The organism is Pedobacter aquatilis (assembly GCF_032678405.1).
Classification (GTDB): domain Bacteria; phylum Bacteroidota; class Bacteroidia; order Sphingobacteriales; family Sphingobacteriaceae; genus Pedobacter; species Pedobacter aquatilis_A.
Map to the genome: position 1 here is coordinate 973,963 of NZ_JAVTSJ010000001.1, position 14,835 is coordinate 988,797.

The 14,835-nt window shown below is 37.3% G+C and carries 12 protein-coding genes and 1 other RNA gene; 6 read left to right on the plus strand and 7 right to left on the minus strand.

Annotated features, from left to right (window positions below):
* Positions 1-64 precede the first annotated feature (64 nt).
* Positions 65-2,485 carry a thiamine pyrophosphate-dependent enzyme gene (locus tag R2R71_RS04020; RefSeq protein ID WP_316829961.1) on the minus strand — a complete coding sequence of 807 codons (2,421 nt, stop codon included), beginning with the start codon at positions 2,483-2,485 and terminating at the stop codon, positions 65-67.
* Between the two features lie 172 nt (positions 2,486-2,657).
* Here R2R71_RS04020 and R2R71_RS04025 point away from each other — a divergent pair, with 172 nt between their 5' ends.
* Together R2R71_RS04025 and R2R71_RS04030 are read left to right on the plus strand one after the other, a co-directional pair.
* The gene (locus R2R71_RS04025) at positions 2,658-3,056 is read left to right on the plus strand and encodes a DUF1573 domain-containing protein (RefSeq protein WP_316829962.1); all 399 of its coding nucleotides are present in this window, start codon (positions 2,658-2,660) and stop codon (positions 3,054-3,056) included.
* A 62-nt stretch (positions 3,057-3,118) separates the two neighbouring features.
* Complete coding sequence (locus R2R71_RS04030) at positions 3,119-4,315, plus strand: pyridoxal phosphate-dependent aminotransferase (RefSeq protein ID WP_316829963.1); 1,197 nt, start codon at positions 3,119-3,121, stop codon at positions 4,313-4,315.
* A gap of 61 nt (positions 4,316-4,376) precedes the next feature.
* Here the strand turns inward: R2R71_RS04030 and R2R71_RS04035 are convergent, their stop codons facing one another.
* The 6 genes from R2R71_RS04035 to R2R71_RS04060 all read right to left on the minus strand — a co-directional run bounded on the left by R2R71_RS04035 (position 4,377) and on the right by R2R71_RS04060 (position 9,315).
* On the minus strand, positions 4,377-5,702 hold the full coding sequence (locus R2R71_RS04035) for an amidohydrolase (RefSeq protein ID WP_316829964.1): 1,326 nt from the start codon (positions 5,700-5,702) through the stop codon (positions 4,377-4,379).
* A 140-nt stretch (positions 5,703-5,842) separates the two neighbouring features.
* The gene (locus R2R71_RS04040) at positions 5,843-6,682 is read right to left on the minus strand and encodes a helix-turn-helix domain-containing protein (protein ID WP_316829965.1); all 840 of its coding nucleotides are present in this window, start codon (positions 6,680-6,682) and stop codon (positions 5,843-5,845) included.
* 105 nt (positions 6,683-6,787) lie between these two features.
* Complete coding sequence (locus R2R71_RS04045; protein ID WP_316829966.1) at positions 6,788-7,180, minus strand: hypothetical protein; 393 nt, start codon at positions 7,178-7,180, stop codon at positions 6,788-6,790.
* Positions 7,181-7,435: 255 nt separating this feature from the next.
* Positions 7,436-7,802, minus strand: a transfer-messenger RNA (tmRNA) gene (gene ssrA, locus R2R71_RS04050).
* A gap of 92 nt (positions 7,803-7,894) precedes the next feature.
* The gene (locus R2R71_RS04055; protein ID WP_316829967.1) at positions 7,895-8,668 is read right to left on the minus strand and encodes an NIPSNAP family protein; all 774 of its coding nucleotides are present in this window, start codon (positions 8,666-8,668) and stop codon (positions 7,895-7,897) included.
* A gap of 17 nt (positions 8,669-8,685) precedes the next feature.
* Positions 8,686-9,315 carry a DUF4159 domain-containing protein gene (locus R2R71_RS04060; RefSeq protein ID WP_316829968.1) on the minus strand — a complete coding sequence of 210 codons (630 nt, stop codon included), beginning with the start codon at positions 9,313-9,315 and terminating at the stop codon, positions 8,686-8,688.
* A 152-nt stretch (positions 9,316-9,467) separates the two neighbouring features.
* Here R2R71_RS04060 and R2R71_RS04065 point away from each other — a divergent pair, with 152 nt between their 5' ends.
* The 4 genes from R2R71_RS04065 to R2R71_RS04080 are packed head-to-tail and all read left to right on the plus strand — an operon-like array spanning position 9,468 to position 14,833.
* Positions 9,468-10,466: a MoxR family ATPase gene (locus R2R71_RS04065; RefSeq protein ID WP_316829969.1), complete on the plus strand. Its 999-nt coding sequence runs from the start codon at positions 9,468-9,470 to the stop codon at positions 10,464-10,466.
* Entirely contained in the window at positions 10,466-11,353 is an 888-nt protein-coding gene (locus tag R2R71_RS04070) for a DUF58 domain-containing protein (protein WP_316829970.1), read from the plus strand. The genes R2R71_RS04065 and R2R71_RS04070 overlap by 1 nt, the downstream gene beginning before the upstream one ends.
* 2 nt (positions 11,354-11,355) lie before the next feature.
* Positions 11,356-12,723, plus strand: a complete 1,368-nt coding sequence (locus R2R71_RS04075) for a BatA domain-containing protein (protein WP_316829971.1) — start codon at positions 11,356-11,358, stop codon at positions 12,721-12,723.
* Positions 12,710-14,833: a DUF4175 family protein gene (locus R2R71_RS04080; protein WP_316829972.1), complete on the plus strand. Its 2,124-nt coding sequence runs from the start codon at positions 12,710-12,712 to the stop codon at positions 14,831-14,833. The genes R2R71_RS04075 and R2R71_RS04080 overlap by 14 nt, the downstream gene beginning before the upstream one ends.
* Positions 14,834-14,835 lie beyond the last annotated feature (2 nt).

Below are 14,835 nucleotides of genomic sequence, written 5' to 3' on the forward strand. Positions count from 1 at the left end.
CAATCACATATTACAACTTGTAGCTATAAATAACTGACTGAATAAACTTTTCGATATAAAGATTTTAAAATAATGCCGGAAACTTTACCGGATTGGCGTCGTGCATAATTTGATAAACTGCTTCAACCACATCATCAACTGATGGTTTGCTAAAGTAATCACCATCAGAACCAAACGGAGGCCGGTGCGCCTTTGCCGATAATGTTTTTGGTTGTCCGTCTAAATGAAAATAACCATTTTGATTTTCAAGAATCTCCTGAAGGATATAAGCCGAAGCTCCACCTGGTACATCTTCATCAACAACTAAAAGCTTGTTTGTTTTATTTAACGATGTAGCACAAACACTTGTTTTATCAAAAGGTAATAGTGTTTGAGGGTCAATTATTTCGACAGAAATACCTAACAATGCCAGTTCTTCTGCGGCCTCCTGTACAATTCTTAGTGTAGAACCATAAGAAACAACAGTAATATCACTTCCTTCTTCTAAAACTTCGGCAACACCCAGTGGAATCGTAAATTCGCCCACGTTAGCTGGTAATTTTTCCTTTAAACGATAACCATTAAGGCATTCGATAACAACAGCTGGTTCATCGGCCCTGAAAAGCGTATTGTACATTCCTGCTGCCTGGGTCATATTTCTTGGAACACATAAATGCAAGCCTCTCAAAGAGCCGAGCATCATGCCAATTGGCGAACCTGAATGCCAGATACCTTCTAAACGATGGCCCCTTGTCCTTACAATTACCGGTGCTTTCTGAATACCCTTTGTGCGGTAAGACAGGGATGCTAAATCATCACTGAGAACATTTAATGCAAATATTAAATAATCGAGATACTGGATTTCAGCTATCGGCTTTAAACCACGCATGGCAAGCCCAATCCCCTGCCCCATAATGGTCATTTCACGTATTCCGGTATCAGTTATCCTTAACTCTCCATATTTAGCCTGTAATCCGGCAAAGCCCTGATTAACATCACCTATATTTCCCAAATCCTCACCAAATGCTACTAAACGAGGATCGCGGGCAAAGTTCTCATCGAAACATGCGTTTAAAACCTCACGGCCATCAACCATTTTAGAAAACTCGTCAAAAACTGCTGCAACAACACTTATCTTTTCAGGGCTTTCATTTCCATCGGTATGCAGTTTTGAGTTATACCTGTCGTAGTTTAATTCTTCCTGGCTTTTGTACCAGTTTACCAGAGCATCTCGTTCTGCAGAAGGTTTGTTTGCAGATAACCTGATAGCTTTACGGGCGGCTACAAAAATTTCTCTTCGCTGGGCATCGGCAATTGACGCAAGTTGCGACGAGATTTTAGCCAGTTCAGGCTGGTTTTGAACCATTGCCGAAATAAAATCTACCACAGCCTTTTGTTCTGGCTTCATGGTATCCAGAAACTCATTCCATGCTTCTTTCTGGGCATCTCTGACAAAAGCTTTCGCGGTTTTTTCGAGTTCGGCTATTTCATCTTCAGATATAATTGCCGATTCGAGCATCCAGGCACGCATTTTTGCAATACAATCATGCTCAGTTTCCCAGCTTAACCTATCTTTAGATTTATATCTTTCGTGCGACCCCGAAGTACTATGCCCTTGAGGTTGCGTAAGTTCTGTAACGTGAATTAAAACAGGAACATGTTCCTCACGACAAACATTAATTGCTTTTTCGTACACTTCGCATAAGGCCGGATAATCCCATCCTTTTACCTTATAAATTTCGTACCCAGCATTTTTTTCATCGCGTTGAAAGCCCTTTAAAATTTCGGAGATATCTTCTTTTGTAGTCTGGTATTTTGCAGGAACTGAAATCCCGTAATCATCATCCCAAATCGAAATTGCCATAGGAATCTGTAATACTCCCGCAGCATTTATCGCCTCAAAAAACACCCCTTCAGATGTGGATGCATTACCAATTGTACCAAAAGCAACTTCATTACCGTTTACAGAAAAATGTTTCAAATAATCGAGTTCCCGGTTCGCCCTGAATAATTTAGAGGCATAAGCTAAACCTACCAAACGGGCCATTTGTCCGCCGGTTGGCGATATATCGGAGGAAACATTTTTGATTTGCGTTAAATCATTCCAGCTGCCATCTTTATTTATTGATTTTGTTGCGAAATGACAGTTCATCTGCCTTCCCCCTGAGAAAGGATCTGCATCTTCTGATGGATTAGCATATAATTGGGCAAAGAATTCCTTAATGGTAGAAATTCCTGCTGCAAATGCAAAAGTCTGGTCTCGGTAATAGCCTGAACGCCAATCGCCATTTTTAAATGCCTTAGCCATGGCTATCTGAGGGACCTCTTTGCCATCGCCAAAAATGCCAAACTTCGCCTTCCCTGTTAATACTTCTCTACGGCCTAAAATACTGGCCTGCCTGCTCTCGTAGGCTATTTTATAGTCGTTTATAACGATAGATTTGAAATCGTTGAAACTTAATTCAGAAGTATCAATAGAGTTGGTAATCAATTTTTCATTCTGCATCGTAATCAAATATTGGTTGTGGCAAATATATACAAAATTAAAAGTTTGCCTTTATCCGTAACTGTAAAATTATATATGGATGAGTAAAATATATTTGGAATAGTTTTTGTTTTAATAGATAAATATTAAATTTGTTATAGTTAATTTTAAAAAACCATTTCAACACATAAACATGAAAAAGATTTTAGTATTATTCGCCTTTGTAATGGGTTTTGGCTTAGTTGCTAATGCACAAACTGCGGCCAAACCGGCTGAATTTAAGTTCGAAGCTGAAACTCATGATTTCGGTAAAATTACGGTTAACAAACCTGTAACTTACGATTTCAAATACACTAATGTTGGTGAAGAACCATTAATTATTACTAAAGCAGAAGCAAGTTGCGGATGTACAGTTCCTAAATACACAACTGTTCCTTTGAAAAAAGGTGAAACAGGAACAATTTCGGTAACTTTCAGTGCTGCCGGTTCGCCACAGCCATTTACTAAAACGGTAACGGTAACTTCAAATGCAAAAACACCTGTAAAAGTGCTTTACATTAAAGGTGAAACTGTTGCAGCAGCTTCAAAGTAATATTTTAAACGATAATATTTAAAAAGTCCCGATTTTCATCGGGACTTTTTTATTTTTGTGGCATGCCAAAAATTTCACAAAAAGGCTTGCAGATGCCTGCTTCGCCAATCAGAAAATTAACCCCATTTGCCGATAAAGCAAAAAAAGACGGTAAAAAAGTTTTCCATTTAAATATCGGTCAGCCGGATATAGAAACCCCTGAAGGAATGTTAAATGCCATCAAAAACATCGATTTCGACGTTTGGGCTTATACACCATCAGAAGGTACCTTAGCTTATCGCCAGAAACTTACAGAATACTACAACAAATTAGGATATAACATTACTCCGGATAATATATTGGTAACGGTTGGTGGCTCAGAAGCCATTACCATTGCCATGCAAACTTGTGTTGATGAAGGTGACGAAATCATTATTCCGGAACCTTTTTACGCAAATTATAATGGTTTTGCCTGCATGAGTAATGTGGTGGTAAAACCTATACTCTCGTTTATAGAAAATGGATTTGCCTTACCTCCTATTGCTGAATTCGAAAAACTGATTACCGAAAAAACCAAGGCAATTATTATCTGTAATCCGAATAATCCTACAGGTTACCTTTATTCCAAAGAAGAACTTGATGCTTTAAAAACGCTTTGTGTTAAATATAATTTATTCTTATTCTCTGACGAAGCTTACCGCGAATTCTGTTATGATGGTCGTGAGTTTATTTCACCGATGCACCTTGATGGTCTCGATGAAAACGTTGTGATTATGGATACCGTTTCTAAGCGTTATAGTGCCTGTGGTGCCCGTTTAGGTTGTCTGATTACCAAAAACAAGGAAGTTATTGCTTCAGGATTAAAATTTGCCCAGGCAAGGCTAAGCCCTGGTATGGTTGAACAGATTGCAGGAGCAGCAGCAGTTGATACACCTGACAGTTATTTCGAAAAAGTAAATACCGAGTATACTTTACGAAGAGATACCCTAGTTAATCGCCTGAATAATATTGATGGTGTCTTCTGTCCTAATCCGGGTGGCGCTTTTTATGTGGTAGCTAAATTCCCGATTGATGATGCAGATAAATTCTGCCAGTGGATATTGGAAGATTTTAGCCACGATAACCAGACGGTTATGATGGCTCCGGCAACGGGATTCTACTCTACTCCCGGCTCGGGCAAGAACGAAGTTCGTATGGCTTATGTTTTAAATACTGATGATTTAAACAAAGCGATGGACTGTTTGGAAATTGCGCTAAAACAATATCCTGGAAGGGTTTAAAAATCCCTTTAAAAACAAAAAAGCCGATGTTTACGTCGGCTTTTTTTGTTGGTTACTATTGCTAAAAAACAATATTTCCTTCATGAATCAGCGATTTAACAGGCGAAACCCTTGAAACTGTCTCTGCTGAGCAACTGGCATCAACTAAAACCATATTCGCTTTATCTCCTGCCAAAGGCCATTGTCTTTTACCATGGTCATCCAACGGAAGAATATTTCCAGTTGCCAGTTTTAAAATTCTTGATAAGTCGAACTCTGTACGATAGCCGTAAATTTGTGCAGCAATATTCGCCTTCTGCAATATACTACCTGAGCCAAAAGTACTCCAATGGTCAACAATACAATCGTTTCCTGCAACAACATCCACTCCATATTTATACAATGTTGGGATGGGCATAGGGTTACCTGACAAAGGAATTGTAGATGCAATACCCATTTTAGCTGCACCTAATTTTTCGGCAATTTCTTCTGTTTTATTTTTATCGAGATACCTTAATGCGAAAGCATGGCTAACAAAAGTTTTTCCTTTTAAAACCGGATTTTCCATCACTTTTGCGATCAGGTATTCGATTGTTTTAACACCCGATTCACCAGATTCGTGCAGGTGAATATCAATGCCTTTACCATTGTCAAGCGCCAGCTGAATAACAAAATCCATGTGTTTCTCGATGCCGCCATCAATTGAGGTCGGATCTAGTCCGCCTATAAAATCGATATTCATTTTAGCGGCTTCTTTCATCAAATCAGCAGATTTTGTATAATATATCCCATGTTGTGGGAAAGCCACTGTTTCAGCATGAAATGACGATTTTTTATTTTCAAGCGCCGTCTCGAGGTGTTTCAAAGAATTTAACCCCGAGGTTGGCTCGATATTAACATGCGACCTTGCATAACCTGTACCGTACGACTGCAAAAGTTCAATTAGTTTTTCTGTTCTGGTAACAGAGGTTTTCAGAAGTTCAGGAATAATTTGCTGCTCAAAAGCAATCATATCTTTAACACTCCTATTTTTCTTTAGGTGCGCCTGCCATGGAAGTCCATAATAAGTTTTATCCAGATGGATGTGCATATCTTTAAAAGATGGAAGCATTAGCAAGCCCTTTGCATCAATTCCTTTTCCTTTGGCATCGTTTGGCAAAATATTTTTTATTTTCCCATTTTCTATCTCAACCGTAAAAAGCTCAGTTTTAGTTTTAATTACCTCATCCTGGTCATAATCAAAACCTGTTTCTAACCTTACGTTTTTAAGAGTAAAATTCTTTCCCACATTTTTGCCTAATGCAGCTTGGTTCGCCAGCACACTATCCGAACTCAGTATGCAGGAGCTTGCCAGTAAAACTGATGAACTTTTTATAAAATCTTTTCTTGAGATAGAATTGCTTGTCATAATCTGGATTTATACAGACAAAAATAAATTATCGCAACATTTGTTAGTCAGTAAATATTATTCCAAAAATTGTATAATTTATAACCAAAACGATTATTATCGAATAATAATAGTCAAAACGTTGGCTCAATTATTATTTCTCAGGCTTCAGCCCTGAAGTTATTTGGTGTTATTCCTGTTTTGCTTCTGAAAAATTTTGAAAAGTAGGCTACATCATAAAAACCCAGATCAAATGCAATTGCTTTAATTGGTTTTGTAGTAGTAAGTAGCATGCGTTTACTTTCCAGAATAAGCCGTTCGTGGATTAATGTAGTTGCCGGAGTGTTGAAATATTTTCTGCATAAAATATTAAGGTAATTAGCTGAAATATTTAATTCACTGGCATAAAAACTAACTAGTTTCTGTTTATTGTAATGCTGTTCAATAAGCGATAAAAACCTTAGGAGAATCGGTTTCGTTTTATACACGGTTTGATTATTGAATAAAATCTCAGCCTCCCGGCTGATGATTAAGGCGATAATTTTAATGCGCTCATGAATGATATCCCATAAAATTACCGGCTTGGCACGTTCAGACTTAATCTGCTTAAATTCATATAAAACCTTATCAAAAGCATCGTCCCTTAAATTTAAAACAGGGTTACTTTTATAAAGAATCTGCGAAAACCTCATGAAATTTGCCAATCCCTCAAAAAGGTTTTTATTCATCATGATTTGATGGGCATGCGTATTTTCTTCCAGCTCCCACCTATGTACCTGTTCAGGAAAAAGCATGTGCAGTTGCCGGTTTTCAATCTTATGCCCGATAAAATCGATATCGTGATTACCTGAGCCAACTTCGAAAAGCATGAAAAGAAAAAAATCGTGCTTATGCGGTTTATCAATAATCCGTTTTCCTATTAATTCATGGTAAAGCAATACATTTCCCGTATCATTACCGGCATTAAATTCATCGATATTTAGGACAGGAAATTGCGCCATAAGCGATTATAAGAAAAAAATCCTGCATACAATTAAGTAAGCAGGATTTTAATTAGAATTTGTGGAAGCAATATTAATTTAAAACCATTTACGAAAAAGGAATATTTATTTTACATAAAAATTCCATCGCTTAATTGTTATTACACCTAAACCTCCCATAACAACAAGAAGACAAGGCATATAATTATCAATAGGACAAGGAACAAAATCATAGGTAACTAAAAATCCATTGTATCTATAATTTCCCGCATTATTAGGATTTGTTCCAGGGCCAATAAAATCAGTCCAACAAACCGTACCTGGTATTGTAGTATTAGAAATATTTCCAGGATGAGTAGTTGAATAACCTGCATTAGCCGGACAATTTTCATTATAATAATCCGACCCCGTAAAATATCTTACAGGATTATTTTGTGAACCTGGGTACTGTTGATAGTAAATTCTGGTTTCAGGAACACTTAAAGTTACGCGACAACCCTGAAGGGCAAAACAGTTCATAGTAATACTCAGCAATATCAATATTGTTGCGATTAATTTAGAGGGATGAAACATAATTTGTAAAGATGCACCTAATATTGTCCTATTATGTTATTTGAAAGTTAAAAAAACGCAACTTAATTGTTTGAATGAAAATCAAATTAAAAATATCATTTGAACATTAAGTTAATAGGAATAAATTTACTTAGCTTTTCATAGACAAATTAGTCCCATAATACAAAACAGCCTCCATATTTAAATACAGAGGCTGTTTTTCGGTGGAGCCGAAGGGAGTCGAACCCTTGTCCAGTTGTGAGATAAATTATACCTTCTACATGCTTATTTTTCAATTAATTTTCGGGAAATAAACGGGCTGAAAACCGACCTAATTTAAATCCTTAGATACTTTATCTCACCTTAAGTCGTACCTCCTCAAGGCCAGCTTTGTTGTTTCGATGCCCCGGTTTCTAACCCAACAATGCAGCAGTTAGAGGGACAAAAGCTAAGCTAGTTCTAAACTAGGCAGCTAAGGCGTAAGTATTTTCGCCAACTAAAATGTGAACGTTCACTTTAAGTGCTCTCCGTACAACGCACTGCATGCTAACATAACCTTCGCCACCCTGTCAAATCCAAGAACGGCCCCGGTTCATGTCTGAGATTAGCCGATTTTAATTGGCTTTCTCAAACAGGTAACAAATATACGAAAATACCAGCAAAATTTAAACCTATAGACAATTACAAATCCGAATAATCCGTAGGATAAACAAATAGCGTAACATTTTTAGAAACATTATGCTGGTACTGAGGCAGTCCACTTATCTTTTTATAATCTTCGCCAAAGGCAACCCAATGTTTATCCCGATCGGCTTTATTATTAAAAGTGGTTAAATACATCAGGTTCGGCATTCTGCTACCCGATATTACCTGACCATAGAAAACTGCATTAAAGTTTAATTTAGAAAAAATCGCTACTTCATGGTCATTAAACATCCCGATTTTGTTTAAGGAAAGGTTTTCTGTTGCCGCCTCATAGCTTCTCAGCTCGTAAACCCTTTCACTTTTGGGTGTACTTAGCTGAGGAATTGCGAATTCAGGCATTGCCGAAAAAGCTTTTAAAATAATCGATTCAATTCTGGTATAAGGAGCTGCATTATATTCTGATTTCAAATAACCTGCCCCTGCTTCAAGGTATTGCTGGTCTTTAGCTAAGGTTTCATTCAGTTTTAAAAAATCATCCATTTTTTTAAATGGGATAAAAACGTAAACGAGTTGCTCTAAAGTATCTTTTGCAATGGGCTTAAAAACACCAATACTTTTAATCCCGGCGCGATGCACAGCAGGCAAAAAAGCATCCTTTAAATAGGCATCTAACAATGTTTCTTGTGCCTGGGTTTTTAGATGGTAAACTTTAAGCTGATAGTAAGACTGATTTTTGGCTGCAAAGGCAATGGAGCTGGTAGCCATTAAAACTATTGCTAAAAATAGTAGTTTGCTTAGGGTAGATTTCACGTTAGTAGGTTTTTGGTTTAACTGTTTACGCCCATGGCGTATAAAATAATATTCACCCCAAATTTAGTATTATCTTCGGCCAAAAAGCGTTTATTTCTAAAATCATAATCCCACTCGCAGCCATAATCTTTATTACTATATAAAACGCCAATCCGGTTATTAATTGTAATTGCTTTGAGGTAATCGTGTACCAAATCATCCCCCCAGCCATTCAATTCGAAAGAAGTAGTTGGCGGGCCTTTCTCAAATTTGAAAAATGAACTGTAGATACCGTGGTTATTCGGTATTTTTTTTAGTGCTGTTGGGCCAAACAAATTACTCATTTGCGTTTCGAAAGAACGGGCAAATAAACCATCGATATCGTGGTTACAGTCATCAACAAAAACGAAACCACCATTATGCACATAGGTTTTAAAATTTACGGCTTCCTGTTGGGTAAATTGCACCAGTTTATGTCCACTTAAATAACAAAAAGGGTATTTAAATAAATCAGGGCTGCTTAACTCAACAATTTTTTCCTCTTCATCTAAAGGGATAGTAGTATATTCTAAAAGCGAATTTAATAGGTTCGATGGCATACGCTGGTCGGTATCCCAATCACCAGAATTATATTTTAGCCTCGCAAATGTGAATTTAGCTCTTTGCATCGCTCTAAATTACTTTCAATTTTTATCAATTAAGGTTTTTCAAAAGATAATCTTGTAAATTTTTTGATATTTTATTACAGCGCTTAAAAAACATGTGCCTTTAAGCGCTATCTTGAGACACAATATCTCACATACTAAAAAATAAAACTGTTTTGGAGCGTTCAGAAAGCAACTTAAAAGCACTTATCAACAAAATATCTTCTTTAAAAAGCGAAATACAAAAAGTTATTGTAGGACAAGATGTAATTATTGAAGAAATGTTAATTGCCTTAATGGCGGGCGGGCACTGTTTATTGGAAGGTGTACCGGGTTTAGCTAAAACTTTAATGGTACGCACCATGTCGCAAGCTTTAGATCTTTCTTTCAGAAGGATTCAGTTTACACCCGATTTAATGCCAACTGATATTGTAGGCACAGAGATTCTTGAGGAAGACCATGTAACAGGTAAACGATTTTTCAAGTTTAATAAAGGGCCATTGTTTGCAAATATTGTGCTTGCCGACGAAGTGAACAGAACCCCTCCGAAAACGCAATCGGCACTTTTAGAGGCCATGCAGGAATTTGAGGTTACTTATGGTGGCCAAACTTATCCTTTAGACAGGCCTTTTTTCATTCTAGCAACGCAAAATCCTATTGAACAAGCCGGAACCTATCCCCTTCCTGAAGCACAGTTAGACCGTTTTCTCCTGTATATAAAAATTGGTTATCCAACAGCTGCCGAAGAAGCACAGATTTTAAGCAGCACTACGGGAAGTAAAAAAGCAGTAATTAACCCGGTTATTGGTGCCGAAGAAATTAAAGAGTTGCAGGCAATCACCCGTGAAGTAAGCATTAGTGATGATTTGGTAACTTATGTAGGTGAACTAATCAGGGCCACCCGACCAGATACAACTGCTGTACCTTTTGTTAAGGAATGGGTGAGATGGGGCGCTGGCCCGCGTGCAGGTCAGGCTTTAATTTTAACAGCAAAAGCCCGTGCCTTATTTAAGGGTCGTTATGCCGTAATTTTAGAAGATTTACAAACAATGGCTTATCCGGTATTGCGCCACAGGGTTTTAATGAATTTTAAAGCAGAAGCAGAAAATGTTTCAGCAGATAAAGTAACCGATGAATTGATTAAAGCAATTTCAAAACCTAAAGCAAATATTTAATGAGTAAACTACTCGATCCGAAGGTATTAATGGCGATTAAAGAACTGAGTTTGTCAGCAAAAATGACAATCGATGGTTTTATGAGCGGCATTAACAAAAGTACCATTAAAGGTGCAGGATTAGAGTTTAGTCAGTACCGGAGCTATCAGCCTGGGGATGATTTACGTTCTCTAGACTGGAAAATGTTCGCACGCTCCGATCGGTATTATATCCGCGAATCGGAGGTTGAAACCAATATTGCTGTGAGGATTTTAATTGATGCCAGTGCATCGATGAATCATAGCGATGGTGATTTTACCAAAATAGCTTATGCAAGATATCTTGGGGCATCACTGGCGTACCTCGCAAATTTGCAGGGAGATGCCATAGGATTATATGTTTTTAAGAATTCGGGGATTTATTCGATGACACCAAAACAGGATTTCCAGCATCTGGCCAGATTGTTTTACCAGCTTGAAAGCATAAACCCTGAAGGAACCTTTACCAAACCAATACATTACAAAGAGCTCTTTGCAGGCTCACAAAAAAGGGAACTGCTCATTTTTGTTACGGATTTATATCAAACAGATGAAGAAATTATAAACCTGTTAGATACCTTAAATACACTACGGCATGAAATTTTAGTTTTTCATGTTGTGTCGAGGAACGAACTTGAACTGGATTTTAAAGGTTATTCTACTTTTGAAGATTTGGAAACCGGCGAAACTATACAAATAGATCAGGCAAAGGCCAGAACAGCATATAAAACTAAACTGGCGAGTTACCTGGAAGAAACCAGAATTAAAATGCTCGACAGAAGGATTTTTTACAGGACAATTTGTACAGATGAACCTCTGGAACAAGCCTTGAGAGATTTTTTAAAACAAAGAAGTAAACTTAGAATTTAACTGTGCATTTTTTATACCCGATTGGTTTTCTGGCGTTTGCAGGCTTAATAATTCCGCTTATTATACATTTATGGAATGTTAAACAGGGAAAAACATTAAAAATTGGGAGCATCGTATTATTAGGGGAAAGTTCAAGAGCGAGTTCGAAAAGTTTCAGGATTAACGACTGGCTTTTACTCCTTTTAAGAGCATTGCTTTTAATCCTGATCGCTTTTCTCATTACTCAGCCTTTTTTACGAAAAACCATTTCAAATAAAGGCAGCGGGTGGATTTTAGTAGAAAAATCAATGTTTCCACAAGTATTTAAAGATAACCGTAAAACGATAGATTCTTTACTAAAGTTAAACTATAAAATCCATGATTTTAATACGGGTTTTGCTAACATTGAATTAAAAGATACCATAAATACCGACACGAGCAAAGCAGGTTCGATAAGCTATACTTCGCTACTAAATCAGTTGAACGGAACATTATCTTCAGGAAATACCGTTTATCTGTTTGCCGACCGTCGGTTAGCGAAATTCGGGAACCAGCTTCCGCAAACTGGCTATAAGCTGCAATGGAAAGCTTTGAATCAAACCGATACACTTTCGAGCTGGATTACTGATTATGCCGGAAAGAAATATGAGGCTAAATCTACCCCTTCAAACACCACATATACAGCAATTAAGGATAACAATATTATTCCGGTTAAAATTGCCATTTATGAGACAGCAGGAAATAATGATAAAAAATATTTGATTGCCGCTTTAAAAGCCATTGAAAGCTTTACCGGAAGACGAATAGAAATCAATCCAACTGGAAAAGCTGATATTGCTTTCTGGTTGTCTGCTAAACCGGTAGCTTCAGATTTTAAGTCGGCTATAAATACTAATGGGACCTTGTTTCAATACGAAAGCGGAAAAATTATTGATGAGCATTCATTTATAATTATTGAAGGAAATAAGGTTACCTTAAACAAACGTATCGAAGCACCAAAATCTTTATCAAATAGTTGGGAAGACGGTTTTGGCAACACTGTTTTAGCTAAAGAGAAAGCAAACAATATAAATATTTTTCATTTCTATAACCGGCTTAACCCCCAATGGAACCAGTTGGTTTGGGATGAAACTTTCATAAAAGCCCTGCTACCGATTATATTCCCGGATCAGGGTACTGAAGATTTTGGTTTTGAGCAAAATCCTGCCGACCAAAGACAATTAAGCGAAAAACAGGAAAAAAATATTCAGGTAAGTACACCTTCTTTAGCGGCTAACACGATTCAAAGCCCAGCCTTAAGTAACTTTTTTTGGATAGCCGCACTGCTGCTCTTTATTATCGAACGCATTTTATCTTTCGGAAAAAAAACGACTGTTTATGTTAAAAACTGAAGGACGAAATTGGATTCATAAGTTAAGGGCAAAGTGGATAACGCTTTCGTTGATTCGGTTATTGGCAATTAGTTTGGCAATTTCGCTCATCTTAACAGCCGTTTTCGTTTATATATTCCATTTAAGTCTCTGGTGGTTTACGCTTATTTTTATAGCTATAATAGTTGTTTCACTGTTTTTCAATCCCATCTGGAAAACTACCGATAAAGATTTTACCAGATTTGTGAACAACCATTATCCCGAGCTTGAGGAAAGTGCCGATTTACTGCTCCAGAACCCTGAAGAATTATCGATGCTACAGCGTTTACAGCTCGCTAAAATTGAAAGTATAATTCCGCAGATTCCTGTTCCAAAAGAACCTCAAAAGAAATTATATAGCGGTTTTATGATTCTCCTGGCCGGTATTTTAGCTGCGCTCGCGATAACTAAAATACCGCAGCTTAAAAAAGCATACCAATCTGACACAGTAGAAAAGATTGCAGCACCGGCAATTAAGGAAAAAATTCCGGCAGAAATTTCTGATTTCAGCGCAACAATAATCCCACCAGCTTATACCGGAAAACCTGAACGCCACCAAAAACAATTTTCGATAAAAGTTGAAACAGGTGCAAAAATTAACTGGAAATTTGAAACAAATATTAGTTTAAAGACACTTAAAATCATTTTTAATGATAAGGAAACTGTTACATTAAAGCCAAATAATCAGGCTGCAACTGATTGGTCTTTTTCCAGAAAAATTGAAAAATCAGGTTTCTATCAGCTGGAAATTAATGGTAAAAAATCAGATTTATATCAACTCGAAGTTATTCCTGATTTACCTGTTTCCATCAAAATTACACAACCAAAACAACACACTACAATTGATATTGGCCAGCCGCAAAAAATCAACCTTAATGTTGCGCTAAACGATGATTACGGCATTAATGATGCTTATATCTCGGCAACAATGGCCAGTGGAAAAGGCGAAGGTGTTAGTTTTACAGAGAAAAAATTAACATTTAACGCGAGTTTTAACAGCCAGAAGAGCATTTCGTTAAGTAAACAAATTGATTTAAAAAGCCTTGGGATGAAACCCGGAGATGAGCTTTATTTTTTCATTAAGGCTTTAGATAATCATGGGCAATCGAGCAGGTCGGATGTTTATTTTGTTTCGATAGTGGATACAACAGAGTTGATGAGCATGGCTGGCATGACCAATGGTGTTAACCTTGTTCCTGAATATTTCAGGAGCCAGCGACAAATTATTATCGATACGGAGAAATTACTGAAAGAACAATCGGGTTTAGCGACCGATGCTTTCAAAACACGGAGCAATGAACTGGGAATTGACCAAAAACTTTTAAGATTACGTTACGGACAGTTTCTGGGCGAGGAAAATGAAACCGAGATTGGTGGCGACCATGATGAACATGCGGAACATAAGGGCGGAGAAGAAAAATTTGGCGATGTAACCGCCATTATGGACAAATATGCACACAAGCATGATATTGCTGAAGATGCAACTTTCTTCGAACCTGAAATGAAAGCCCAGTTAAAGGCTGTTTTAACCGAAATGTGGAATTCGGAACTCCGTTTAAGAACTTATAAACCTCAGGAAGCTTTACCTTTTGAATATAAAGCCTTAAGGTTATTAAAAGATTTGCAACAAAAATCGAGGGCTTACGTGGCGAAAACAACGGTGAAAACAGCGTCATTAAAACCTGAAAAACGATTGAGTGGCGAACTGGACAAAATTACACAACCCGTTCAGAAAATGTCGGCAGAACAAAAAGAACAGCGGGTAAAACACTTAAAAGCATCGCTGGCACTGCTAGAAAACAGGAAATTGGGTAAGCCGTTTACCGAAGGCGACAAATTCTTGTTAAATGAAACCGAAAAATACATTATTGGTGCAGCAGCCGATAACCCGGCTACTTACCTTAACGCTTTAACAAGTTTAAGAAGATTATCATCTGCCGGAAAACTATTAAATAAGGATATCGATATCGTTCAGCAAGCGATACAGAAGATGATTAAAGGTGAAACGGCAATACCACAAGCGCAAAGTACGCTTCCGGCCTCGGCATTGTACCAGAATTATTTTAACAACTTAAATAAAGCCAGCAGGTAAAC

What these genes read in the sequence shown, in the direction of transcription:
- R2R71_RS04020 (WP_316829961.1), bottom strand. Translation starts at nt 2,485, where the DNA reads ATGCAGAATGAAAAATTGATTACCAACTCTATTGATACTTCTGAATTA.
- R2R71_RS04040 (WP_316829965.1), bottom strand. Translation starts at nt 6,682, where the DNA reads ATGGCGCAATTTCCTGTCCTAAATATCGATGAATTTAATGCCGGTAAT.
- R2R71_RS04045 (WP_316829966.1), bottom strand. Translation starts at nt 7,180, where the DNA reads ATGAACTGTTTTGCCCTTCAGGGTTGTCGCGTAACTTTAAGTGTTCCT.
- R2R71_RS04025 (WP_316829962.1), top strand. Translation starts at nt 2,658, where the DNA reads ATGAAAAAGATTTTAGTATTATTCGCCTTTGTAATGGGTTTTGGCTTA.
- R2R71_RS04060 (WP_316829968.1), bottom strand. Translation starts at nt 9,315, where the DNA reads ATGCAAAGAGCTAAATTCACATTTGCGAGGCTAAAATATAATTCTGGT.
- R2R71_RS04070 (WP_316829970.1), top strand. Translation starts at nt 10,466, where the DNA reads ATGAGTAAACTACTCGATCCGAAGGTATTAATGGCGATTAAAGAACTG.
- R2R71_RS04080 (WP_316829972.1), top strand. Translation starts at nt 12,710, where the DNA reads ATGTTAAAAACTGAAGGACGAAATTGGATTCATAAGTTAAGGGCAAAG.
- R2R71_RS04035 (WP_316829964.1), bottom strand. Translation starts at nt 5,702, where the DNA reads ATGACAAGCAATTCTATCTCAAGAAAAGATTTTATAAAAAGTTCATCA.
- R2R71_RS04030 (WP_316829963.1), top strand. Translation starts at nt 3,119, where the DNA reads ATGCCAAAAATTTCACAAAAAGGCTTGCAGATGCCTGCTTCGCCAATC.